Source organism: Mycobacterium sp. NGS56 (genome assembly GCF_059812425.1).
Window position 1 is genome coordinate 492,987 of the sequence record NZ_JCALCQ010000002.1, and the last position, 22,899, is coordinate 515,885.

Annotated in this window: 19 protein-coding genes and 1 pseudogene; 9 read left to right on the forward strand and 11 right to left on the reverse strand. The window is 67.0% G+C overall.

Features of this window, described 5'->3' with window-relative positions:
* The first annotated feature begins 64 nt into the window (after nucleotides 1-64).
* Nucleotides 65-712: an MspA family porin gene (locus AC5Y4F_RS09635; RefSeq protein ID WP_499996452.1), complete on the forward strand. Its 648-nt coding sequence runs from the start codon at nucleotides 65-67 to the stop codon at nucleotides 710-712.
* A gap of 12 nt (nucleotides 713-724) precedes the next feature.
* Here the strand turns inward: AC5Y4F_RS09635 and AC5Y4F_RS09640 are convergent, their stop codons facing one another.
* From AC5Y4F_RS09640 to AC5Y4F_RS09655, 4 genes are read right to left on the reverse strand one after another with little or no spacing between them, the layout of a single operon-like run.
* Complete coding sequence (locus AC5Y4F_RS09640; RefSeq protein ID WP_499996249.1) at nucleotides 725-2,020, reverse strand: acyl-CoA dehydrogenase family protein; 1,296 nt, start codon at nucleotides 2,018-2,020, stop codon at nucleotides 725-727.
* Between the two features lie 21 nt (nucleotides 2,021-2,041).
* Nucleotides 2,042-3,184 (reverse strand): CaiB/BaiF CoA transferase family protein, encoded by a 1,143-nt coding sequence (locus tag AC5Y4F_RS09645; RefSeq protein ID WP_499996251.1) that lies wholly within the window; start codon nucleotides 3,182-3,184, stop codon nucleotides 2,042-2,044.
* Nucleotides 3,181-3,957, reverse strand: coding sequence for an enoyl-CoA hydratase/isomerase family protein (locus AC5Y4F_RS09650; protein WP_499996255.1), 777 nt, complete (start codon nucleotides 3,955-3,957; stop codon nucleotides 3,181-3,183). The genes AC5Y4F_RS09645 and AC5Y4F_RS09650 overlap by 4 nt, the downstream gene beginning before the upstream one ends.
* 2 nt (nucleotides 3,958-3,959) lie before the next feature.
* Nucleotides 3,960-5,168 carry an acetyl-CoA C-acetyltransferase gene (locus tag AC5Y4F_RS09655; protein WP_499996453.1) on the reverse strand — a complete coding sequence of 403 codons (1,209 nt, stop codon included), beginning with the start codon at nucleotides 5,166-5,168 and terminating at the stop codon, nucleotides 3,960-3,962.
* Between the two features lie 629 nt (nucleotides 5,169-5,797).
* Here AC5Y4F_RS09655 and AC5Y4F_RS09660 point away from each other — a divergent pair.
* Nucleotides 5,798-6,754, forward strand: a complete 957-nt coding sequence (locus AC5Y4F_RS09660; protein WP_499996259.1) for an LLM class F420-dependent oxidoreductase — start codon at nucleotides 5,798-5,800, stop codon at nucleotides 6,752-6,754.
* 51 nt (nucleotides 6,755-6,805) lie between these two features.
* On the opposite strand, the pseudogene ppk2 reads toward AC5Y4F_RS09660, so the two are convergent.
* The 5 genes and pseudogenes from ppk2 to AC5Y4F_RS09685 form a co-directional block, all read right to left on the reverse strand.
* Nucleotides 6,806-7,682, reverse strand: a pseudogene (gene ppk2 / locus AC5Y4F_RS09665) (polyphosphate kinase 2).
* A 31-nt stretch (nucleotides 7,683-7,713) separates the two neighbouring features.
* The gene (locus AC5Y4F_RS09670) at nucleotides 7,714-8,382 is read right to left on the reverse strand and encodes a nitroreductase family protein (protein WP_499996266.1); all 669 of its coding nucleotides are present in this window, start codon (nucleotides 8,380-8,382) and stop codon (nucleotides 7,714-7,716) included.
* 14 nt (nucleotides 8,383-8,396) lie between these two features.
* On the reverse strand, nucleotides 8,397-9,914 hold the full coding sequence (locus AC5Y4F_RS09675; RefSeq protein ID WP_499996269.1) for an Hsp70 family protein: 1,518 nt from the start codon (nucleotides 9,912-9,914) through the stop codon (nucleotides 8,397-8,399).
* A gap of 180 nt (nucleotides 9,915-10,094) precedes the next feature.
* Complete coding sequence (locus AC5Y4F_RS09680) at nucleotides 10,095-10,460, reverse strand: hypothetical protein (RefSeq protein ID WP_067937336.1); 366 nt, start codon at nucleotides 10,458-10,460, stop codon at nucleotides 10,095-10,097.
* A 95-nt stretch (nucleotides 10,461-10,555) separates the two neighbouring features.
* Nucleotides 10,556-12,097: an ATP-dependent DNA ligase gene (locus AC5Y4F_RS09685; RefSeq protein ID WP_499996272.1), complete on the reverse strand. Its 1,542-nt coding sequence runs from the start codon at nucleotides 12,095-12,097 to the stop codon at nucleotides 10,556-10,558.
* Nucleotides 12,098-12,208: 111 nt separating this feature from the next.
* On the opposite strand from AC5Y4F_RS09685, the gene AC5Y4F_RS09690 reads away from it, so the two are divergent.
* Nucleotides 12,209-12,976 carry an SDR family NAD(P)-dependent oxidoreductase gene (locus AC5Y4F_RS09690; protein ID WP_067937114.1) on the forward strand — a complete coding sequence of 256 codons (768 nt, stop codon included), beginning with the start codon at nucleotides 12,209-12,211 and terminating at the stop codon, nucleotides 12,974-12,976.
* Nucleotides 12,977-13,147: 171 nt separating this feature from the next.
* Entirely contained in the window at nucleotides 13,148-15,322 is a 2,175-nt protein-coding gene (locus AC5Y4F_RS09695; RefSeq protein WP_499996273.1) for an acyl-CoA dehydrogenase family protein, read from the forward strand.
* 6 nt (nucleotides 15,323-15,328) lie between these two features.
* Here AC5Y4F_RS09695 and AC5Y4F_RS09700 read toward each other — a convergent pair whose 3' ends face one another.
* Complete coding sequence (locus AC5Y4F_RS09700; RefSeq protein ID WP_499996276.1) at nucleotides 15,329-15,664, reverse strand: Zn-ribbon domain-containing OB-fold protein; 336 nt, start codon at nucleotides 15,662-15,664, stop codon at nucleotides 15,329-15,331.
* 62 nt (nucleotides 15,665-15,726) lie between these two features.
* On the opposite strand from AC5Y4F_RS09700, the gene AC5Y4F_RS09705 reads away from it, so the two are divergent.
* The 3 genes from AC5Y4F_RS09705 (at nucleotide 15,727) to AC5Y4F_RS09715 (ending at nucleotide 19,534) form a co-directional block, all read left to right on the forward strand.
* Nucleotides 15,727-16,920 (forward strand): thiolase family protein, encoded by a 1,194-nt coding sequence (locus AC5Y4F_RS09705; RefSeq protein ID WP_499996278.1) that lies wholly within the window; start codon nucleotides 15,727-15,729, stop codon nucleotides 16,918-16,920.
* Nucleotides 16,921-16,943: 23 nt separating this feature from the next.
* Nucleotides 16,944-18,401: a FadR/GntR family transcriptional regulator gene (locus AC5Y4F_RS09710; protein ID WP_499996279.1), complete on the forward strand. Its 1,458-nt coding sequence runs from the start codon at nucleotides 16,944-16,946 to the stop codon at nucleotides 18,399-18,401.
* Nucleotides 18,402-18,541: 140 nt separating this feature from the next.
* Nucleotides 18,542-19,534, forward strand: a complete 993-nt coding sequence (locus tag AC5Y4F_RS09715; protein WP_067937153.1) for a sensor histidine kinase — start codon at nucleotides 18,542-18,544, stop codon at nucleotides 19,532-19,534.
* Nucleotides 19,535-19,718: 184 nt separating this feature from the next.
* Here the strand turns inward: AC5Y4F_RS09715 and AC5Y4F_RS09720 are convergent, their stop codons facing one another.
* Nucleotides 19,719-21,200 carry a cytochrome P450 gene (locus tag AC5Y4F_RS09720; RefSeq protein WP_499996280.1) on the reverse strand — a complete coding sequence of 494 codons (1,482 nt, stop codon included), beginning with the start codon at nucleotides 21,198-21,200 and terminating at the stop codon, nucleotides 19,719-19,721.
* Nucleotides 21,201-21,315: 115 nt separating this feature from the next.
* On the opposite strand from AC5Y4F_RS09720, the gene AC5Y4F_RS09725 reads away from it, so the two are divergent.
* The gene (locus tag AC5Y4F_RS09725; RefSeq protein WP_067937150.1) at nucleotides 21,316-21,951 is read left to right on the forward strand and encodes a TetR/AcrR family transcriptional regulator; all 636 of its coding nucleotides are present in this window, start codon (nucleotides 21,316-21,318) and stop codon (nucleotides 21,949-21,951) included.
* Nucleotides 21,952-21,982: 31 nt separating this feature from the next.
* Nucleotides 21,983-22,897: an SDR family oxidoreductase gene (locus AC5Y4F_RS09730; RefSeq protein ID WP_499996283.1), complete on the forward strand. Its 915-nt coding sequence runs from the start codon at nucleotides 21,983-21,985 to the stop codon at nucleotides 22,895-22,897.
* Nucleotides 22,898-22,899: the final 2 nt, after the last annotated feature.

The window sequence follows — 22,899 nt, forward strand, 5'->3', positions numbered from 1 at the left end:
TTCGCCCGTGAGGCCGGTAGCAATTGTCGTCCGTCGTGCCGCGGCTATTGCCATTTGCCTCGCCATGTCGATGATCGCGGCACCTTCGGCCGATTCTGAACCCCAGTCGGGTACCACGCCACCCGATGCCGCGCCACCCGCCGAAGGGGCGGTGCCCTCGAATCCTCCCGCGATTCTGAATACCCCTGACGGCTGGACGCTGGGACTGGGCGCCAAGGACGAGATGCAGGTTCCGGTGGCACCGCTGACCACCGCGATTTCGTCGCGCGAATATGTGTCCAGCGGCATTTTCGTCGGCTCCCTCAGAGGGCCGGAAGAGCCGCACGGCCTCCTGGAGGTGGGTTACCAGATCGGTTGCGGAATCGACATGAGTACCTCGAACGGGGTGATCATGGAGGGCGGTGCCGGCATCATCCCCGGCGTCAGCCCAACGTTCGACGCCACCGGCACGCTGCCGCCGCTGTTGCCGTTCGTTTCGACGCCCATCAACGGTGTGATGAGCGTGGGACTCAAGCCCGGCTTGGTGATCGTGGTGCCAGTGGTCAAGAAGCAGTTCAAAGGTGCAGATCCCTGGGTGATGATCAGCAACTTCCATGTCAAGATCGACGGCTGCGTGGGTCAATCATTCATCCGCTCCTATGCGGTGCTGACCCGGGTGACCGACCTCTCCGACGTGGTGCTGTCCTACGTCGGCGTCACCAAGGCCGTCTGAATTGGGCTGGGCTCAGCCGCGCGGGATGCCCGCCAGCTTGTCCGCGAATTTGGCCTCCGCGGCCGCGCGCAACCGCAGCAGATGTTCGGAGGGAAACAGATCAGGTGCGGGTTCGCGGTCTTTCAGCAGCAGTCGCGCCAGCGTGACCTTGTGCACTTCGGTCGGGCCATCGGCCAGCCCGAGCACGAACGACTCCACCAGATACTGCACGAACGGCATCTCGTGGGTGGTGCCCAACGACCCGTGCACCTGAAGCGCGCGCGATGACACGTCATGCAGGACCTTCTGCATCATCGCCTTCACCGCTGAGATATCGGCCCGCACGGCCTTGTAGTCGTTGAATTTGTCGATCTTCCAGGCTGTTTGAAGGGTCAGCAGCCGGAACGCCTCGATTTCCATCCACGAGTCGGCGACCATCTCCTGGACGAGTTGCTTGTTGGCCAGCGCCTCGCCCTGGGTGTAGCGCGACACCGCTCGCTCGCAGATCATGTCGTAGATCCGGCGGACCAGACCCACGGTGCGCATCGCGTGGTGAATCCGCCCGCCGCCCAGGCGGGTCTGGGCGACGACGAACGCCCCGCCGCGGGGACCCAACATGTGATCGGCCGGCACACGGACGTTTTCATAGCGGACATAACCCTCGCGCCCACCGCCGGTCGGCTGGTAACCCAGCCCGACGTTGCGCAGCACGTTGATGCCGGGGGTGTCGCCGGGAACGACGAACATCGAGTAACGCTCATAGGGCGGCGCCTCGGGATCGGTCATCGCCATCACGATGATGAACGACGCCATCGAGGCAAACGATGAAAACCATTTCTCCCCGTTGATGATCCAGTGATTCCCGTCGAGCACCGCGGTGGTGCGGAATACCTTCGGGTCGGCCCCGCCCTGTGGCTCGGTCATCGAGAAACACGAAATGATGCGGTTGTCCAACAGCGGCTCCAGGTAACGCTCCTTGAGCTCGGGTGTGCCGTAGTGCGCCAGGATTTCGCTGTTGCCGGAATCGGGAGCCTGTGAACCGAAGACGATTGGTGCGCACTCCGAGCGGCCCAGGATCTCGTTCAGCAGCGCTAACTTCACCTGGCCAAAGCCCGGGCCGCCCAGGTGTGGGCCCAGGTGGGTGGCCCACAGTCCGCGCTTCTTCACGATGTCCTGCAGCGGCGGGATCAGCGCCTGACGCGCCGGATCATTGAGATCGTGAGATTCCTTGACAATCAAGTCGATCGGTTCGCACTCTTCGCGCACGAAGTGCTCGACCCATTCGAGTTGCCGTGCCCACTCGGGGTCGGTGGAAAAGTCCCACGACATGCGCCGTCCTCTCTGGGTTGGTCACTCTGAGCCGCTTTGGGCCACCACGCCGGCATCTTCGAGGGCGGTGATGGCGTCGGTGTCCAAGCCCAGCCCACGCAGCACCGCACGGGTGTGATCCCCCGGCAACGACGGCGGCGCGGGAGTGGCCGGAATGGTTCGGGAGAAGCGCGGCGCCGGTGCGGGCTGGGTGATGCCGTCGAATTCGATGAAGGTCTGTCGCGCGACGTTATGCGGATGTCGCGGTGCCTCGGTAAGCGAAAGCACCGGTGTCGCACAACATCCCGGCGTGCCGAGCAGGCGCGCCCACTCGGCACGGGACTTCTCGGCGAAGCGCGCGGCCAGCGCGTCCCGATGGGCCGCCCATGCTTCTGGGTCGTCATCGTCGTGGGGCACATGCACGTCGAGCCGGCCGCACAGCTCGGCGTAGAACTTCGGTTCCATGGCGCCGACGGCTATGTGGCCCCCGTCGGCCGTGGCGTACGTGCCGTAGAAGTGCGCCGCCCCGTCGAGCAGATTGTCTCCACGCCGGTCGCGCCATGTGCCGGCGGCAAGCATGCCAAAATACGGTGTCAGCAGGGCTGCGACGCCGTCGACCATCGCCACGTCGAGGACCTGGCCCACACCCGACTCGCGCGCCTCGAGGATCGCGCTCAGCAGCCCCACGGCCAGAAGCATTCCGCCGCCACCGTAGTCGCCGACCAGATTCAGAGGCGGTATCGGTGATTCGGCGGTGCCGATGGCGTGCAAGGCACCCGTCAGCGCAAGGTAATTGATGTCATGACCGGCATGACCGGCCAGCGGCCCGTCCTGTCCGTAGCCGGTCATGCGGGCATAGACGAGGCGGGGATTGCGGTCCCGTAGTGCGTCGGGGCCGATGCCCAGGCGTTCGGCCACCCCGGGCCGGTACACGTCGACGAAGGCGTCCGCGGCGGCGGCCAGCCGATGAACAAGGTCCGCGCCTCGCGGATCTTTGACGTCGGCGGCGAGTGAACGCTGGCTGCGGCGGACCGTGCGGTCGACTGGTGGCGGGCCGTCAACGCCCGCAAGCGCATCGATGCGGATGACCTCGGCGCCCAAGTCTCCCAACAACATTCCGCAAAACGGGGCGGGCCCCAATCCGCCCATCATGACGATGCGCACACCGCGCAGGGGACCGGTCATGAAGACCACTTTGCGCGACGCTCAGCCGCCTCGTCGGTCGCGTGCGAAATCACCTGATTGCGGTTTTCCAGTTCCATCGCCGACGCCAGGCTCGGGGCGTCGGCGTTGACCTGGAGCGCGCGCTTGGTCAGCTGCGCGCCGAGCGGCGCATGGCTCGCGATCAGCGAAGCCAACTCCACCGCGCGTTCGGCCAGCCGATCCGGCTCGACAACCTCGCTGACCAGACCGCGCCGGTCCGCCTCGGTGGCCGACACGGTGCGGCCGGTGAGCATCCAGTCGGCGGCCACGCTGGTCCCGACGATGCGCGGCAGGTGGTAACTCATGCCCATCTCGGCGCCCGAGAGCCCCAGCAAGATGGCGGCATTACCGAAAGATGCCGCCGCCGAGCAGATTCGGATGTCGGCCGCCAGGCACAGCGCGAACCCGGCGCCCACGCAGGGACCATTCACGGCGGCGATGACCGGCTGCGGCAGCGCCCGCACCGCTTCGGCGAGGGCGGCCATCCTTTCCTGAAAACGCATCCGGTCCAGCGCGGGTGCGCTCGCGTCCAGCATCGAGGGCCCGAAGTCGCGCATGTCGATGCCCGCACAGAACCCGCGTCCGGCGCCCGTCAGCACCACGGCGTACACCGCGGGATCGGCCGCCAAATCATCGAGCGCGTCCTGCAATTCGGTCAGCATCGCCTCGTCGATGGCGTTGAGCCGCTGGGGGCGATTGAGCCGCAGGATGGCGACCCCGCCGCACGGGCGGTCGAGCTCCACGGTGTCGGGCATGGTCAGACCCGCTCGATGATCGTTGCCGTGCCCATCCCGCCGCCGGTGCACATGGTCACCAGTCCCGTTGTCAGGCCACGACGTTCGAGCTCGTCCAGCACCGTGCCGATCAGCATGGCGCCGGTGGCACCGATGGGGTGCCCGAGCGCGATCGCTCCGCCGTTGACGTTGACCACCTCGGGGTCGATGTCCAGATCGCGCATCGTCTTGAGCGGGACGGCGGCGAAAGCTTCGTTGATCTCCCAGAGATCGATGTCGGCCACGGTCATGCCGGCCCGCTCGAGGCATCGCAGAGCCGCCGGCCCGGGGGCGGTGAGCATGATGATCGGCTCGCTGCCGATCGCCGCGGCGGCCCGAATCTGCGCACGCGGCGCCACCCGATGGGAGTGCATCCAGTTCGAGGAGGCCAGCGCCACCGCGGCGGCGCCGTCGACGACCCCGGAGGAATTACCCGCATGGTGCACGTGATCGATGCGGTCGATGCCGGGATAGCGCTGCAGACATATCTCGTCGAAGGTGCCTCGCTCACCATCGGCACACGCGGCGCCCATCGAAGCGAAGGCCGGTTTGAGGCGGGCCAGCGATTCGAGGGTGGTGCCGGGGCGGGGATGCTCGTCGCGCTCGATGCAACCGTCCGCTGTCGGCACGTCGACCAGCGAACGTTTGAAGCGCCCCTCCTCGATGGCGGCGCTGGCGCGGCTTTGGCTCCGTGCCGCGTAGGCGTCGACCCTCTCGCGGCTGAACCCCTCCAGGGTGGCGATGAGGTCAGCCGAAATACCCTGCGGGACAGTCGGATACATTGCGCGAAGATCCGGGTTGTTGCCGTCGATGGTCGGGATGCCCGCCGTGACGTCCCAGCGCGACATCGACTCGACGCCGCCGGCGATCACCAGATCCTCACTGCCCGCGGCGATGCCGGCCGCCGCAACGGTCACCGCCTGTTGGCCCGACCCGCAGAATCGGCTCAGGGTCATCCCGGGAACGCTCTCGGGCCACCCCGCCAGCAGCACCGACAGGCGCGCAATGTCGTCGCCATGGTCTCCGCTGAGAATGCCGTTGCCGGCGATCACGTCGTCGACGTCGCCCGGATCGAAGCCGACCCGCTCGGCCAGCACGTTGAGGCATCTCGCGAGCAGGGCTTGCGGATGCACGCCGTGCAGTCCGCCGTCGGGGCGGCCGCGACCACGAGGCGTGCGGACCGCGTCGAGAATCCAGGTGTCGATGATGGACTCCGATCGTTGTGTTTGGCGGCACTCGGTCCGGTGACACCGGCACAGGTCACCAGCGATCGTAATCCGTCTCTCGACTGCCGAGAACTACCTTCTCCGAATTGGCGAAGCTGTTTCCATGCGAGGCCTCGAGAAGAGGCGAGCGCGTTCCTCTGGTCACATCCGCCTCACTACCCCCCCGGTAAAGGATGTAGGTTTTTGCCCACCTTCGAGCGACATGACCGCGAACACGGGAAGTGAAGGCCGCAAACACGTGAAGGCACAACACGCGGGCGTCCTGGCGTTGTCGCTGAAAGGCGGACACTTGACACAGCCCTGCCGCGGCCGTGACGGGAGGGACCGATGTGGCGTCCACCCGCACTCGCGCCGTCGTCATGACTGAACGCCCGTGCAGCGCCGAGGGCGGGTTGGGCACGCAGCGAAGCCGCTCGTGCTCGTCTTCGCGCGCGCAGCAGGAAAGGAAAGCGTTGGCGCACAGACTAACTGGCGCGAATACGCGCCGATAGGGGCGGACGTGTGGTCGCTTCGGTCAGGCTCCCGCCCCCGGCGCGACGGGATCAATCGCGCCCTACTCGCGCATAAGCAGTCCCGTAGCGGGTAGCCCGGGCGCCATGACCAAGATCGGATACTTTCTCACCTGCGAGCAATTCGGCCCGAAGGAACTCATCGACCAGGCCAAGCGTGCGGAGGACGCCGGATTCGAAGCCTTGTGGATCTCAGACCACTACCACCCCTGGAATGACGAGCAGGGCCAGAGCCCGTTCGTATGGGGTGTGATCGGTGCGCTGTCGGAGGCGACATCGCTGCCGGTCAGCACGGCCGTCACGTGCCCGACCATCAGAATCCACCCGGCGATCATCGCCCAGGCGTCGGCCACCGCGGCCGTGCAACTCGACGGACGCTTCGTGCTCGGGGTGGGCAGCGGCGAGGCCCTCAACGAACACATCCTGGGCGATCCGTGGCCACCCGCGGGTGTGCGCCTCGAGATGCTGGAGGAGTCCATCGACGTCATTCGCAAGCTGCACAAGGGTGGTGAGGTAAGCCACCACGGCAAGCACTACGAGGTGCAGGAAGCGCAGGTCTACACCCGGCCGGAACAGCCGGTGCCGATCTACGTCTCCGCGTTCGGCCCACAGGCCGTCGAGTTGGCCGCCCGCATCGGCGACGGGTACAGCATCGCCATGCCCGACGGCGACCTGGTCAAGCAATTCCGGGAGTCCGGCGGCGGCGACAAGCCCGTGCAGGGCGGTACCAAAGTTTGCTGGGACTCCGACGCCGACGCTGCGCTGAAGACCGCGCACCGGTTGTGGGCCAATGAGGGACTGCCCGGGCAGACTTCACAAATCCTGCCTCGGCCCAAGGATTTCGCCGCCCTGCAATCGCTGGTGCCGCCGGAAACCGTCGCCGAGAGCGTGGCCTGCGGACCAGACCCCGACAAGCACGTCGCACAGGTCCGCGAATACATCGACGCCGACGTCGACGAAATCTACGTGCAGCAGATCGGCCCCGACATGGACGGGTTCTTCGCGGCTTGGCAGCGCGACGTGTTGCCCCGGGTGCGCGGCTAAGGCTCAGGCGATTCGGTGATACGCCAATGGACATGGACGTTGCCCTTGACCTCAGTCGGTCAACGCCCGGCCCACGATCTGTTGATCCGGCTCGCCCACCGCCTCGACGTCTTTATCGTCGTAATCGGTGTTGGCGAGCAGGTAGCGCATGGCGTTGATCCGGGCGCGCTTCTTGTCGTTGCTTCGGACCACGATCCACGGAGCGACATCGGTGTCGGTTGCGTCGAACATCGCTTCCTTCGCCGTGGTGTAGTCATCCCATCTGTTCACCGATTCGATGTCCATCGGGGAGAACTTCCACTGTCGCACCGGGTCCACCAAGCGGACGGCGAACCGGGTGCGTTGTTCGGCCGGCGATACCGAAAACCAGAACTTGGTCAAGATGATGCCGTTGTCGACCAGCATCTGTTCGAACGGCGGCGCCTGCTGCATGAATTCGTCGTACTGCTCGGGGGTACAGAACCCCATCACCTTCTCAACGCCGGCGCGGTTGTACCACGACCGGTCGAAAAGCACCATCTCACCGCCCGACGGCAGATGGCTGATATAGCGCTGGAAATACCACTGGGTCTTCTCTTGCGCGGTCGGCTTTTCCAGCGCCACAACCCGCGCGTTGCGTGGGTTGAGGTGCTCCATGAATCGCTGGATGGTTCCGCCTTTTCCGGCCGCGTCGCGCCCCTCGAACACGATCACATGCCTACCGCCGACGCGCTTGTTGTGCTTCTGCAACTTCAACAGCTCGATTTGCAGCCGTCGCTTCACCCGCTCGTACTCCTCGCGCGGCATCCGATGGTCGTAGGGGTAGCGCTCGCGCCAGGTTTCAACGTGTTTGCCCTCCCGGTCGAGTAGCACCGGCGTCGTCGTCCCAGTCGTCGACGGTGTAGCCGTGTTCCGGGGTCGACAGCGTGTCCAAATCTATGTCGGTCATAGTTCGACCCTATCGCTGCCGTAGCGACGAGTCATCGACCTTCGAAAGCCGGACCGTCGAACCGATCACGAGTGATGAACTCGGTGACCGGCCGGCGGCGCAGTTTGGTCAGTTGCCGCGCCGGTTTTCCGAGCGGCACGACCGCGGCCACCGCGTGCGCGTCGGGAATGCCCAGCAGTCGACGGACTTGTTCTTCGGCCGCAATCGCCATGGTCGTGATGGTGCCGCCGAAGCCCTCGCTGCGCGCGGCGAGCAAGATGTTCCAGATCAACGGGTAGACCGACGCACCGGCCGCGAGGCCGACCCGATGCAGATCTTGATCGATGGCGGCGACAACAGCCAGGTCCACCGAAACAACCAGAACGACAGGAGCTTTGGCGATCGGTGCGACGAACGTGTCTGGGACGTCGGTTTGGTCGATGACTTCATGCGGCACAGCGCTGGGATGAATTGAGTTCCAAGGGTTTTCGCCCGCCTGCAGCTGAGCGAAGTAGCGGCGGGCCGCGGTCGCGCCCAGTTCGGCGAGTCGCCGACGGGTATCCGGGTCGCGCACCACGGTGATGTGGGCGCCCTGCCGGTTGCCGCCGCTCGGTGCGAACCGCGCGTTGTCGAAGACCCGCCACAACACTTCGTCGGGCAACGGGTCGTCGGTGAATTCGCGCGCCGCGAAGGTCGTTCGCATGACGTCGTATAGCTGCATGGCTGAATGGCTCGTCAGCTAGCGGACGCGCAACGCCCCAGGCGGAAGGTGCGTTCGAACCCGGCCGGCTGCGTCGTCAACGTGACCTCCACCGCACCGCTGGGGGCGATGACGTAGCGCTCCTCGACATCGGGTCCGTCCATCCACCGGCCGACCGGCTGACGCCCCAGGTCGTCGTGGTGGCGCAGGGCCGGGTCGAACGGGAACAGCACCGGGTCATACGGCGTGACGTCGCCGTCGGGCCGCCCGTTGACCAGGCGGCTGCATTCCACGAACCGGAAGTGCCCGATGTTGTGTGCCGCTCGATACTTTCGCTTCACCACCAGCGGGGATTGCCCATCGGCCGGAAGCGAAACGTCCTTGCACACGATCGGGTCGAAGACGACCCCGGCACCGGCTTCGGCCTCCCGGAATACCCCGAAATTCCTCGAGAAGCGTTCGGACAGCGCGAAACCGGACTCCCTGTCGAGAAAGACTGCAAGTCCGATGGCTGTGGCGGCGAACGGGTGCGGCGAGCGTTTCACCCGCTTCTCGCCGAAGGTGCTGCGCATCATCCGGGACACCAGCGGGAAACCTCCGGCCCCGCCGACGACGTAGATGCCGGCCACCTCCGACCAGTCCACATCCTTGCGACCCCGCGCCGGGTCGTGCAGCACCCGACTGAGCAGCCGCGTCGTCTGGTCGACCAGCGGCGCGCACACCGAGTAGACCTCGTCGATGGGGCATGAGAACGGCGGCCGATCAAGCGGGGACAGGTCCACCAGGAAACGGCGCGTCTGCGGCCCGACCGCCTCCTTGCGCGCGGCGCACTCCTCGGCGAGCAGGGCGCGCTGGGCGGCGTCGAGTGCGGGCAGGTTCGCGCCCGCCGAGACGAACTCGACGATCGCCTCATCGAAGTCGTCACCGCCGAGGCGCTGGATGCCTTCGCTGATGACGACCTCGTTCGCGTGCCCGGTCATTTTGAGCAGCGACGCGTCGAACGTGCCGCCACCCAAGTCGTAGATGAGGACGTACTCGCGCTTGGCGGTGATGGTGGATCGGTACCGGTGGGCGTATTCCAGGCTCGCGGCGGAGGGCTCGTTGAGCAGCGCGACGACGTGAAAACCGGCCGCAACGTAGGCATCCAGGGTCAGCAGGCGCTGGGCGCTCGACGCGTTGGCCGGCACGCTGATCGCGGCTTCGATGGGTTCGCCCGGGGCCAGGGCGACATTCGAGTGCCGCTGCAGATCGACCTTCAGCTGGGCCAAAAAGCCGGTGAGCAGGTCGGCCAGGCGATGATCACGGCCGGCCAGGGTGACCTCGGTCTGGGGTCCGGCGTCGTTGAGTAAGCGTTTGAACGAGCGCAGCACCGACCAACCCCGGTCGTGGCGGACGGCGGCGGCCTGTGCGCCGAAGCGCAACTCCCCGGCGGGATTGGCGGCGATGAGCGAGGGCCACGCATCCTCGCCCTCGAAGGAGACGACGGGATAGTTGCCCCGGTCGACGGCCGCGACGACGGTGTGGGTGGTGCCAAAGTCGATACCGACTCTCATCGCGCAAGTTTAGGACCGGGCCGCGCAGTTCGGCACGATCTTTTCGCGGCGCGCCCTGCGCTTTCGGTCAGTCCTCGAAATGGCGCTCGTAGTCGTTGCGCTCGAGCCGCCACTGCAGGTTGTAGGTCCCCACCGCGAGCAGCATCATCAATCCGACGCAGGCGACGCTGATGATTGCGTTCACAGCCGGTCCATTTCGCGTGCCATGCGGGCGTTCTCGAGGTAGGCGTAATGCCTCACGTAGGGGTGTCGCGGCCGATTCGCGTCCGCGACCATCTGCCGCAGCGCGGCAGCGATCCGGCTGCCGAGCGGCGCGCGCCGCGTCTCCTGAACGACGGCGGTGCCGAAGAGCACCTGCTGGGTGCTGATCAGAACCTCTGCGCTCGCCGCCTCGACCGAGGCCGGTTGCCCAGTGGGCTCGTTGACGGTATCGGGTGCGGTCCGGAGCCCCGTTGGCGTGACCAGCATTTCGTCCACCTTCTTCGCGTTGCGGTCCCGTTGACCAGGTAGGTCGGCCGGTGATGGACTCAACGTACGGTCGGCCATCACCAGTTGACACGCGTAGTCGACTACCTATTCGTGCGTGATCGGCTACTGCACTTCGGTCAGGTCCGGGGGGCGGTCGACGGTGGCGCCGGGATTCAGTACAGCGCGCGCACGGCGTCGATCGTGTCGGCTTCGGCCGGGCTCTTGTCGTCGCGATAGCGCACCACGCGTGCGAACCGCAGCGCCAGCCCTCCTGGGTAGCGCGACGACTTCTGCACGCCGTCGAGCGCGATTTCGACCACCTGCTCGGGCCGCACTTGCACGACGTAACCGTCCGTTTTGCCGACGGCGAGCTCGCTGAACCGGGCGGTCTGCCACTCCAGCATGGCGTCGGTCATGCCCTTGAAAGTCTTGCCCACCATGATGAATTCGCCGCTGGCCGGGTCGCGTGCGCCCAGGTGGATATTGGAGAGTCTGCCGCGGCGGCGGCCCGATCCCCACTCCACCGCGAGCACCACCAGGTCCAGGGTGTGCACCGGCTTGACCTTCAGCCAGCCCGCTCCCCGGCGGCCCGCTTGGTATGGCGCCTCCGGTGCCTTGGCCATCACCCCCTCGTGTCCGGCGCAAAGCGTCGCGTCAAGGAAGGCGCCCGCCTCCTCGGGGTCGGCGGTGAGCAGCCGATCTACCCGCTGCGGCGGCGGCACCAGCGCGTCGAGGGCGGCCAGCCGCTCGGTGGCCGGCGCGTCGAGCAAGTCGACGCCGTCCCGATGCAGGATGTCGAAGAAGAACACCGAAAGCCGTTGCACAGCAAGGGCTTCGGCGATGTCGACGGAGCGGCCGAATCGTGAGGCGGTGACCTGAAATCGGTGCGGCCGGTTGTCGGGCCGCAGGGCGATGGCCTCGCCGTCGGCGATGAGGTTGTCGACCGGCAGTGCCAGCGTCGCCTCCACCACTTCGGGCAGCCGGGCGGTGACGTCGTCCAGGCTTCTGGTGTAGACGGTGACCTCGTCACCGGTGCGGTGAATCTGGACCCGCGCCCCGTCCAGTTTGGCTTCGAAAATCGTCTGTCCGCCGTGGCGTTCAATAGCATCGCCCACGCTCGACGCGGTCTGCGCCAGCATGGGGCCAACCGGCCGACCGACCCGCAGGGTGAACGCGTCCAGTGCCGAGGCTGAGCCCGACAAGGGACCGCAGAGAGTCGCCGCCGCCACCGCCGGCAGGTCACCGCCGAGCATCGCGGCTCGCTGCACCGCTGCGGCCGGGATGCCGGCCGCCTTCGCCACGGCGTCAGACATGATCCCGGCCAGTGCGCCCTGGCGTAGTTCGCCGCCGAGGAGCCGCACCAAAAAGGTCTGCTCGGCGTCGGTGGCGGCGGCGAACAGGCTACCCAGGAGCGCAGCACGGCGCGCCTGCGCGCCCTTGCCCGAAACGGCGCCGATGTCGGAGAAGGCGGCATCGACGCCGGCGACGGTCAGCGATGGGTGCGACGCCGCCGGCGGACGCGAGCGCAGCGCCGCCCACCCGACGCCGATCTGGCGCTGCCGCAATTCGCCGGAAAGCCACGACACCACGATGGCGACCACCGCGGCATCGGGTGCGGCACGGGTCAGCAGCTCGGCGATGTGGGCGACTTTCGTCAGCCGCGACGACGTGCTCCCGACGTCGTCAGACGTCGTTGCCACATCGAGAAGGAGCACGGCTGCCAGCTTGGCATGGCTCGGTGACAAGCCTTAGGAGCGGACACGCTAGCGTGCCTACGTAACGTTACAGATCGCATGAATTCTGACAACCACAAAGGAGACACCCGGATGGAGATCAGTGGCAAGAAGGTCGTCGTCATCGGCGGCGCGTCGGGAATGGGCCGGGCCAGCGCCGAGCTGCTGCACGAACGCGGTGCGGATGTCGCGATCCTCGACCGCGAAGGCTCCGACGGCAAGACCGTTGCCGAGGGCGTCGGGGGTACCTTCTACCCCGTTGACGTCACTGACTTCACCGGCACCGAAGAGGCGTTGCAGGCCGCGGTCGACAAGCTCGGCGGGCTGCATGTCGTGGTGACCACCGCGGGTGGCGGTATCGCCAAGCGGACGCTGACCAAATCGGGTCCGCACGACCTCGAATCTTTCCAGTCCGTGATCGACCTGAACCTGATCGCCACCTTCAACATCAGCCGGCTGGCCGCCGCGCACATGGCCAAGAACGAGCCCGAAGATCCTGACACCGGCGAGCGCGGCGTCATCATCAACACCGCCTCCATCGCGGCCTTCGAGGGCCAGATCGGGCAGGTCGCCTACACCGCCGCCAAGGCGGGGATCGCCGGCATGTGTCTGACGATGGCCCGCGACCTGGGCTCGGTGGGCATCCGGGTGCTGGGAATCGCGCCCAGCCTGTTCGCCACGGGATTGACCCAAGGCATCCCCGACGAGTTCGTTACGCAGCTGACCAAGGACGCGGCGTTCCCCAAGCGCCTCGGCCGTCCCGAGGAGTACGCGAAGCTGGTGGTCGCCATCGTGGACAACCCGATGCTGAACGGCCAATGCCTGCGACTGGACGCCGGGCAGCGGTTCGCACCCAAGTAGACCCGCGGCTGGGGCCCTCCTCGCATTAAGTACACTCTTTAGGCAGCCGCCCCGCTTCCCCTCGAAGCGGGGCAGGCCACCCAGCTTCAGCTCCGAGGATGCGGACCGCCCGCGGTCCGCGGGGAGCGGGACAATCAAACCCGGCTGGCATGCGGCGCGAGGAGGGCCCTCATGGGTATCGCAATAACCGACGACCATCGTGAACTCGCCGAGGTAGCCCGCGGGTTCTTGACCTCGCAGAAAGCGCGCTGGGCGGCGCGATCGCTGCTCGACGCCTCCGACGAGCCCCGCCCTGGGTTTTGGCCCAACCTGGTCGAGCTCGGATGGCTCGGCCTGCACGTCGACGAGGATTACGGCGGTTCAGGATTCGGATTGCCCGAACTCGTAGTGGTGATCGAAGAACTCGGTCGCGCACTAGCGCCCGGGCCCTTCGTGCCCACCGTGATCGCGTCCGCGGTGATCGCCAAAGACGGTACCGCCGAACAGAAGTCGCGGCTGTTGCCCGGCCTGATCGATGGAACGGTCACCGCCGGCATCGGACTGGACAGCCAGGTGCGGGTCAATGACGGTGTAGCTGACGGTGAGGCCGGAATCGTTTTGGGTGCCGGGCTGGCCGAGCTGCTGCTGATCGCCGCGGGTGACGACGTGCTGGTGGTCGAACGCGGCCGCGAGGGCGTCTCGGTGGAGGTGCCGGGGAACTTCGATCCAACGCGCCGATCCGGGCGGGTCCGCCTGCAGGACGTGCGGGTGTCCGACGACGATGTCCTGACGGGGGCACGCCAGTCGGCGTTGGCGCGCGCTCGCACGCTGCTGGCCGCAGAGGCGGTGGGTGGGGCGGCGGACTGTGTCGACACCGCCGTCGACTACGCAAAGGTGCGCCAGCAATTCGGGCGCACCATCGCGACTTTTCAGGCGGTCAAGCATCACTGCGCAAACATGTTGGTGGGCGCGGAGTCCGGGATCGCCGCGGTGTGGGACGCCGCCCGCGCGGCGGCCGAGGACGAGGAGCAATTCCGGCTGGTCGCCGCGGTGGCCGCGGCGCTTGCCTTCCCCGCCTACGTCCGAAATGCCGAACTGAACATCCAGGTGCACGGCGGCATCGGCTTCACTTGGGAACACGACGCACATCTGCACCTGCGCCGGGCGGTGGTGAGCGCGGCACTGTTCGGCGGCAGCGGCCCTTCAGCGCCGGCCATCGACGTTTTCGAGCGCACCGCTGGCGGCGTCGTCCGCGAGAACAGCCTCGACCTGCCGCCGGAAGCCGAAGAACTGCGGACCGGCATCCGCGCCGACGCCACCGAGATCGCCGCCCTGGATAAAGAAGCCCAGCGCGACAAGTTGATCGAGACCGGCTACGTGATGCCGCACTGGCCCAAACCGTGGGGACGCGCTTCCGACGCCGTCGAGCAGCTCGTGATCGAGGAGGAGTTCCGTGCGGCCGGCATCAAGCGGCCCGACTACGGGATCACCGGCTGGGTGATCCTGACCCTGATCCAGCACGGAACGCCTTGGCAGATCGAACGATTCGTGGAGAAGGCGCTGCGCAAGGACGAGATTTGGTGCCAGCTCTTCTCCGAGCCTGACGCCGGCTCGGACGCCGCATCGATTAAGACGCGCGCCACTCGGGTGGATGGTGGCTGGAAGATCAACGGCCAGAAGGTGTGGACCAGCGGGGCGCACTACTGCGCGCGCGGCCTCGCCACGGTGCGCACCGACCCCGACGCCCCGAAGCACGCCGGCATCACGACGGTGATCGTCGACATGAAGGCGCCCGAAGTCGAGGTGCGCCCGTTGCGGCAGATCACCGGTGGTTCGGACTTCAACGAGGTCTTCTTCAACGACCTCTTCGTTCCCGACGAGGACGTCGTCGGGGCGCCCAACTCCGGGTGGACCGTCGCGCGCGCAACGCTGGGCAACGAAAGGGTCAGCATCGGCGGCAGTGGATCGTTCTACGAGGGCCTGGCCGAGCAGCTCGTGCGGCTCACCGAGCAACGCCCGGATCGGTTGGCGGGCGGGCGAGTTCGGGTCGGCACGTATCTGGCCGAGGAAACCGCGCTGCGATTGCTGAACCTGCGGCGCGCCGCGCGCAGCGTCGAAGGCGCGGGCCCCGGCCCGGAGGGCAACGTCACCAAGCTGAAGCTGGCCGAGCACATGGTGGAGGGCGCAGCGATCATGGCAGCCTTGCTGGGCCCGGAGGTCGCGCTGACCGACGGCGCCGGCGCCCTGGCCGGCCGGCTGATGATGGGGGCCCGGGGCATGGCGATTGCCGGCGGTACGTCGGAAGTGACGCGTAATCAGATCGCCGAGCGGGTCCTCGGCATGCCGCGTGACCCGCTGATCAACTAGCGAGCGTCAGGCCGGTGCGAACTGCGCCGCGCCGCCACTGCCACGTTCGGGCCGCAGAGTCACGGGCATGCCGCAGCTCACCGAGTCCGGTTCGCAGTCAACGATATTGGCGGCGACCCGCAGGCCAGTCTGCTCGGCGAGCTCGACGATGGCGATGACGTACGGGGTGGAAATCTCTGGGTTGTATGGGTGATGGTTGACCGTATAAGTGAACACGGTGCCCCGCCCGGAAACTTCGCGCGCCTCGAGCGTGCCGCCGCATTCGCGACACTGGCCGCTGGCCGGATGCACCCAGCGGGTACAGCCGTCGCAGTAGTCGATGAGCAGTGGGCCGTCTGGCACGACGAATACAGTACACTCAATTGATTCGACGCGGTGCGGTGCGGTCTGACGGGCGGTGTACATTGGCGCATTTCGAGAAAGACGCGATCTTGTCCGGCATCGGGATCTCGCACATCGGCCGCCGCACCGGCATCCCCGGCCTGGAGCTGACGATGGAGGCGGTGCGCGCCGCCATCGAGGACGCCGGGCTGGCCCCGACCGACATCGACGGCATCGCCACGCTGGGTGACACACCCGCGGTGGACGTCAACGCCGAGCTGCGCATCGATGCCGCCGACTGCGGGTCGGGCTTCGGCACCGGCGGCCTGCTGTCGCCGGTGATGTCGGCCTGCCGCGCGGTCGCCGAACGCCGCGCCCGCCATGTGGTGGTGTACCGGACGATCCAGATGCTCGGCGGAACGGTCCCGGTCAAGCAGGAGGCGAACGCGTCTGCGCCGCCCCTGGCGCGGATGTTCCAGACACCCGAAGGTGAGCCGAAGCCCGCCGTCGGGGCAATGGACGACGTCAACGATCTCGTTGCGGCACACGCCTATTCGGCCGCCAACTGGCTGGCGCTCAACTGCCGTCGTCACATGGAGCTGTACGGGACCACCAAAGAACAGCTGGGCTGGATCGCGCTCAATGGCAGGCGCAACGCGGCGCTGAATCCCCGCGCGGTGTACCGGGATCCGATGACGATGGCCGATTACCTGAGCGCGCGGCCGGTCTCGACCCCACTTGGGCTGCTGGACTGCGACGTCCCGATCGACGGATCGATCGCGGTGGTGGTGTCGCATGCGGAGCACGCCGCCGACTGCCCCCACCGCGCGGTGACGGTGGAGGCGATCGGCGGGTCCGACGGCGCCGGCGGGTGGTTTCACCGCGCGGACTATCCGAAGATGGCGATGTCGGATGCCGCCGCGCAGATGTGGTCGCGCACGACGCTGAAGCCCGCCGACCTCCAAGTCGCCCAGTTGTACGACGGATTCACCTACCTCACCCTGGCATGGCTGGAAGCGCTCGGGGTTTGCGGCGACGGCGAGGGCGGACCGTTCGTCGAGGGCGCGGCGCGGATCGCCCGCGACGGGCAGCTGCCGCTGAACACCTACGGCGGCCAACTTTCGGCGGGGCGCATGCACGGCTACTGGGCCCTGCACGAAGGGTGCCTGCAGTTGCGGGGCGACGCGGGGGAGCGGCAGGTGTCGCGTCGCCCCGAGGTGGGCGTCGTTTCCGTCGGCGGCGGGCCCGTCGCGGGGTGCATGCTGCTGACCTGTTGATCCAGAGCGCGATCGAGCCGGGGATGACTGAGGAGCCAAGGACAGGCCAGGAGAACAAACTCGCTTCGATCCTCGCCCGCGACATCGAAGCCGATATCGTTCGTCGCGGTTGGGCAGTGGGCGAATCGCTGGGCTCCGAACAGGCTCTGCAGCAGCGCTTCGGGGTGAGCCGGTCGGTGCTGCGAGAAGCCGTTCGGCTGGTCGAACACCATCAGGTCGCGCGGATGCGCCGCGGCCCCAACGGCGGGTTGTACATCTGCGAGCCGGATGCGGGGCCCGCCACCCGCGCGGTCGTCATCTATCTCGAATATCTGGGCACGACGCCGGGCGACTTGCTCAACGCGCGTCTGGTACTCGAACCGCTGGCGGCATCGCTCGCCGCCGAGCATATCGACGAGGCCGGCATCGCGCGGCTGCGGGCGGTGCTGCGCGCCGAGGAACAATGGAAGCCGGGCCTGCCGGTGCCGCGCGACGAGTTTCACGTCGCGCTGGCCGAACAGTCGAAAAACCCGGTGCTGCAACTCTTTATCGATGTCCTGATGCGGCTCACCACTCGCTATGCCCTGGCGTCGCGGACGGATTCGACAACCGAGGCCATGGAGGCGGTCGACCATCTGCACGCGCACCACTCCGCGATCGTCGCCGCCGTCACGGCCGGCGATGCCGCGCGAGCCAAGACGCTGTCCGAGCGCCACGTGGAGGCCGTCACCGGCTGGCTGCAGCAGCATCACGTGGGCGACGCCAGCCGGGGGCGAAAGAGGCGCCGGCGGCTCGATGCCGAAGCGCCCGGGGGGAAACTGGCCGAGATGCTGGCCGCCACCATCGGCGACGACATCGCCGCCAGCGGCTGGCAGGTGGGTTCGGTCTTCGGCACCGAGACGGCCCTGCTGCAGCGCTATCGGGTGAGCCGCGCGGTGCTTCGCGAGGCGGTGCGGCTGCTCGAATACCATTCGATAGCCCACATGCGCCGCGGACCCGGCGGCGGACTCGTGATCGCCGAACCCGCGGCGCAGGCCAGTATCGAAACGATCGCCTTGCACCTGCAGTACCGCGGCCCCAGCCGCGAAGACCTGCGCTGCGTCCGCGACGCCATCGAAGTCGACAACCTGGCCAAGGTCGTCAAGCGGGTGTCCGACAAGCAGGTGGCGGGGTTTTTGGCCGCGCATCGGTGCGCGCCGCCGGAAAACTCCCGGCCGACGGCCGACGACGTGCGGCAGGCAATCGCCGAAGAGTTCAACTTCCACGTCGGCCTGGCGCAACTCGCCGGCAACACGCTGCTGGATCTGTTCCTCCGGATAATCGTCGAGCTGTTCCGCCGGCACTGGTCCAGCAGCGGCCAGGCGCTGCCGACCTGGTCCGACGTGCTGGCCGTGCACCACGCTCACCTGCGGATCGTCGAGGCGGTCGCGGCCGCCGACGAGAGCGTCGCCTCATATCGCCTCCGGCGTCATCTCGACGCGGCCGCCTCGTGGTGGCTGTGACGGCGTGATCACGAGTCATCGACACGGTGCCGTCAGTGAGGCGCGCCTGAATGTGACCTGCTCCGCGGTATAGCGAAGGGCCGTCTTGGGTACTGGGAATAGGGGGAGGCGTCAGCCGACCCAGCAGGGGGTTGGCGCAGGTGATCGAAAGCGAGAGCGCTGAAGTGAGGGCGGATAACGAAACCAGACAATACGGTTTCGTCCACTCCGCATCGATTTATCACTCTCAGCGGGAATTCCTAAATTTGGCAAGCCGCTTCGTCGGCGAGGGTCTGGCACAGCACGAGGCGGTGCTGCTCGCCGTACCCGCCGAGACGCTGGCGCTGCTGCGCGACGGGTTGTACGCCGGTGGCGACCCACCGGCCGACGTGCGCATGGTTGATATCACCGAGTTGGCCCGCAACCCGAGCCGGTTCATGGCAATGCAGGGCGCCTTCATCGACGAGCACCCGGACCGGCGAGTCCGGATCGTCAGCCAACTTGCGTGGCCCGGCCGCACTGAAGAGGAGTTCGTCGCCTGCACGGAACATGAAGCACTCGTCAACGAGGCCATGGACGGCTACCCGGCGACCAGCCTGTGCCTCTACGACGCGGGTCGGCTCCCCGGCGGTGTCCTGTCCGACGCGCGGGCGACACATCCGCTGCTGTGGGAAGGCGGTGTGCTGCAACGCAGCCGCGACTACGCTCCCGCCGACGTTCTGGACCGCTGCAACCGGCCGCTGGCCGCCGGTCCCGGCGCGGTCACATACATGGTCCGCAAGTCGGCTGACCTTCGGCCCGCGCGTTCCTTCGCCGTCGACTATGCGGGCTGGATGGGGTTGTCCCAGGAGAGCATCGAGGATCTACAGCTGGTCGCCACCGAGTTGGCCACCAACAGCCTGATGTATACCGGGGGCGCCTGCCGGCTGGCTTTTTGGCAAGACAACGGGCATCTGGTCTGCGAGGCGCGTGACACCGGACGACTCGACGACCCGATGGTGGGGCGCCTGGACCCCGGTCCGTCCGGCCCCGCGAGCCGCGGCCTGTATCTGGTCAACGCCATCTCGGACCTGGTGCGAACCCACACCACCAGGACCGGTACGACGATTCAGGCGTATCTACGGTTCGAGCTTGCTACCGGGCCGGCCGGGTAAGAGGACCCGAATCGGCCATCAGGCCCACGAATTCCGGACCGGGAGCGCCTGCGGCGACGGGCTATTCGCTGCCGAGTGAATTGCTGCCCAGATCGATGGGTGAGTTTCATGTGCGCTAGCGCCGGTGATAGCGCACATGAAACTCGGCCCTGCCGCGAGGCGCCGCTCGGCGGTCGCGGACGTGCTACAGGGGACGCAACACAATCGGCATGCCGTCTTTCGGCACGGGCATGCCGCCGTAATCCCACTCGCATGTGTAGCCCGGTCGGGGTGGCTCGAGCCGGTACCTGCGCAGCAGGCGGTGCAGGATCGTCTTGATCTCCAACTGCCCGAACGTCATCCCGATGCACTTGTGCGCGCCGCCGCCGAAGGGCGTGAACGCGTAACGGTGCCGCTTGTGCTCGTTGCGCGGCTCGGTGAACCGCTCGGGGTCGAATTTCAGCGGGTCGGTCCACAGTTCGGGCAGCCGGTGATTCATGCCCGGGTAGGCGATGACGTTGGTACCCTTCGGGATGAAGTAGCCCAGCAGCTCCGTGTCGCGCACCGTTTGACGCATTGCCCACTGCACCGGCGTCACGATCCGGATTGATTCGTTCATCACCAGATCCAGCGTCTCCAGCTTCTCCAGCGAATCGATGTCGAGTGGCCCGTCGCCCAGGCGATCCGATTCCTCGCGGCAGCGCTGTTGCCATTCCGGGTGGGAAGCCAGGTGGTAGGCCATCGTTGTCACCGTCGACGTCGATGTGTCGTGCGCGGCCATCATCAAAAAGATCATGTGGTTGACGATGTCGTCGTCGGAGAATTTGTTGCCGTCCTCGTCTTCGGTCTGGCACAACACCGACAACAGGTCGGTGCCCGGGTTCGCGCGCTGCTCCTTGACCCGCTCGCGGAAGTAGTTCTCCAGCAGCTCACGCGCCTTGAGCCCGCGCCACCAGGTGAACGGCGGCACGGGAGTGCGGATGATCGCGTTGCCGGCGCGCGTGGTGACCGCAAAAGCCTTGTTGACCTTGGTCACGAGATCGTGGTCGGTTCCCGGCTCGTGGCCCATGAACACCATCGACGCGATGTCGAGCGTCAGCTCCTTCATGGCCGGGTAGAGCAGGAACCGTGCGTCATTGGCCACCCAGTCATTGGCGATGGTCTGGGAGACCACCTGGTCCATCCGCTCGACATAGCTGACCAGGCGGGACCGGACGAAGGCCTCCTGCATGATCCGGCGGTGGAACATGTGCTCTTCGAAGTCCAGCAGCATCAGACCGCGGTTGAAGAACGGCCCGATTACCGGCACCCATCCCTGCTGGGAGTAGTCCTTGTTGCGATTGGAGTAGATGACCTGGGCGGCGTCCGGGCCCAGGGCGGCGACGCCGGGCAGGACCGGCGAGTCCCCGAAGACCACCGGACCCTTGGTCTGGTACATGTGCAGCAGGTAGTCGGGGCCGCCGCGCAGCATCTCGATGATGTGCCCGATGACCGGCAGGCCCGCGTCGCCGAGGACGGCCTTGAGCCCGCTGCCCGGTGGGGGGTCGGCGAGTTTGCGCTCCGGGAACTCGGTGTTCAGCAGCCTGCGCTCGACGATCCCCATGCCGGGAAAGTTGTTGATGGATGGCGTGAACCGGCGCCGCGCCTGATCCAGCAGGTAGTGCGGGGTGCTGATGGTGGCGGTCATGAACGCTCCTTTGCGTGCCCTCTGGGTGACGGCCGTCACTGATTTCATAACCTTCGCCGAAAAACTTGACGGCTGTCAAGTTTGCTTTTTTCGTGGCGTGGTGCAAGGTCAGGGAGTGACCAGCCACCCCGCCACTCCAGAGCCGGGCGCACGACGGCGTGGCGACAAGCAACGCCAGGCGATCTTGCAGGCGGTACGCGAACTGCTGCAGGAGAAGCCGTTTGCCGAATTGTCGGTCAGCACCATCAGCCTGCGGGCCGGGGTGGCGCGGTCCGGCTTCTACTTCTACTTCGATTCCAAGTACGCGGTGCTGGCACAGTTGATGGCCGAGGCCGCAGAAGAACTCGAGGAGCTCACCGAATACTTCGCGCCCCGACAGGCCGGCGAATCACCCGAGCAGTTCGCCAAGCGGATGGTTGGCAGCGCCGCGGCCGTCTACGCACACAACGACCCCGTGGTGACCGCGTGCAACGAGGCCCGCAACACCGATGTAGAGATCCGCAACATGCTGGATCAGCAGTTCGAGGTGGTGCTGGGCCAGATAGTCGGGATCGTCGAGGCTGAGATGAAGGCGGGGACGGCCAGTCCGATCAGCGACGACCTTCCGACGCTGATCCGCACCCTGGCCGGCACCACCGCGCTGATGCTGACCGGCGACCCGATCCTGACCGGGCGCGACAGCGACCGTGACCGACGGGTGCGCCTCCTCGAGCAGTTGTGGCTGCACGCATTGTGGGGCGGTCGGTCCTAGGGCGGGTGTTACCGCCGGTATCGTCACGGCAATGGCGCAGAGGGGATCCGGGCGGTCTTTCGCGGGAAAGCGGTGCCTTGTCACCGGCGCGGCGAGCGGCATCGGCCGCGCCACCGCGTTGCGGCTGGCAGCGCAAGGTGCCGAGCTCTATCTGACTGACCGCGACAGCGATGGCCTCGAACAGACCGTGGCGGACGCGCGGGCACTGGGCGCCCAGGTTCCCGAGCATCGGGCGCTCGACATCGCCGACTATGACCAGGTGGCCGCGTTCGCCGCCGATGTCCACGCCGCACATCCGAGCATGGACGTCGTTCTCAACATCGCCGGCGTATCCGCGTGGGGCACCGTCGACCGGCTGACCCATGAGCAGTGGAGCAAGATGGTCGCCATCAACCTGATGGGGCCGATCCACGTCATCGAGACCTTCGTCCCGCCCATGGTGGCGGCTAAACGCGGCGGGCACCTAGTCAACGTGTCCTCTGCCGCCGGGCTGGTGGCACTGCCTTGGCACGCCGCCTACAGCGCCAGCAAGTACGGATTGCGTGGCCTGTCGGAGGTGCTGCGCTTCGACCTGGCCCGCCACGGCATCGGGGTCTCGGTTGTGGTGCCGGGTGCGGTGAACACCCCGCTGGTGAACACCGTGGAGATCGCGGGGGTGGACCGGGAAGACCCCAACGTCGCCCGGTGGGTGAAGCGGTTCGCCGGCCATGCCGTGTCGCCGGAAAGGGCCGCCGACAAGATCCTGGCCGGGGTGGCCAAGAACCGATACCTGATCTACACGTCGGTCGACATCCGCGCCTTGTATGCGTTCAAAAGGCTTGCGTGGTGGCCTTATAGCGTGGCGATGCGACAGGTGAACGTGATTTTCACCCGCGCGTTGCGGCCCGGCCGGCCGACGATGCAGGCCGTGCAGCGGGCTGAGGAGGAGGCGGACTGTCAGCCCTAGCC

Bases quoted from the DNA above. Each gene is read 5' to 3' on its own strand.
- AC5Y4F_RS09635 (WP_499996452.1), top strand. From the start codon at position 65: ATGTCGATGATCGCGGCACCTTCGGCCGATTCTGAACCCCAGTCGGGT.
- AC5Y4F_RS09640 (WP_499996249.1), bottom strand. From the start codon at position 2,020: ATGTCGTGGGACTTTTCCACCGACCCCGAGTGGGCACGGCAACTCGAA.
- AC5Y4F_RS09645 (WP_499996251.1), bottom strand. From the start codon at position 3,184: ATGACCGGTCCCCTGCGCGGTGTGCGCATCGTCATGATGGGCGGATTG.
- AC5Y4F_RS09650 (WP_499996255.1), bottom strand. From the start codon at position 3,957: ATGCCCGACACCGTGGAGCTCGACCGCCCGTGCGGCGGGGTCGCCATC.
- AC5Y4F_RS09660 (WP_499996259.1), top strand. From the start codon at position 5,798: ATGACCAAGATCGGATACTTTCTCACCTGCGAGCAATTCGGCCCGAAG.
- AC5Y4F_RS09670 (WP_499996266.1), bottom strand. From the start codon at position 8,382: ATGCAGCTATACGACGTCATGCGAACGACCTTCGCGGCGCGCGAATTC.
- AC5Y4F_RS09675 (WP_499996269.1), bottom strand. From the start codon at position 9,914: ATGAGAGTCGGTATCGACTTTGGCACCACCCACACCGTCGTCGCGGCC.
- AC5Y4F_RS09680 (WP_067937336.1), bottom strand. From the start codon at position 10,460: ATGGCCGACCGTACGTTGAGTCCATCACCGGCCGACCTACCTGGTCAA.
- AC5Y4F_RS09690 (WP_067937114.1), top strand. From the start codon at position 12,209: ATGGAGATCAGTGGCAAGAAGGTCGTCGTCATCGGCGGCGCGTCGGGA.
- AC5Y4F_RS09695 (WP_499996273.1), top strand. From the start codon at position 13,148: ATGGGTATCGCAATAACCGACGACCATCGTGAACTCGCCGAGGTAGCC.
- AC5Y4F_RS09710 (WP_499996279.1), top strand. From the start codon at position 16,944: ATGACTGAGGAGCCAAGGACAGGCCAGGAGAACAAACTCGCTTCGATC.
- AC5Y4F_RS09720 (WP_499996280.1), bottom strand. From the start codon at position 21,200: ATGACCGCCACCATCAGCACCCCGCACTACCTGCTGGATCAGGCGCGG.
- AC5Y4F_RS09730 (WP_499996283.1), top strand. From the start codon at position 21,983: ATGGCGCAGAGGGGATCCGGGCGGTCTTTCGCGGGAAAGCGGTGCCTT.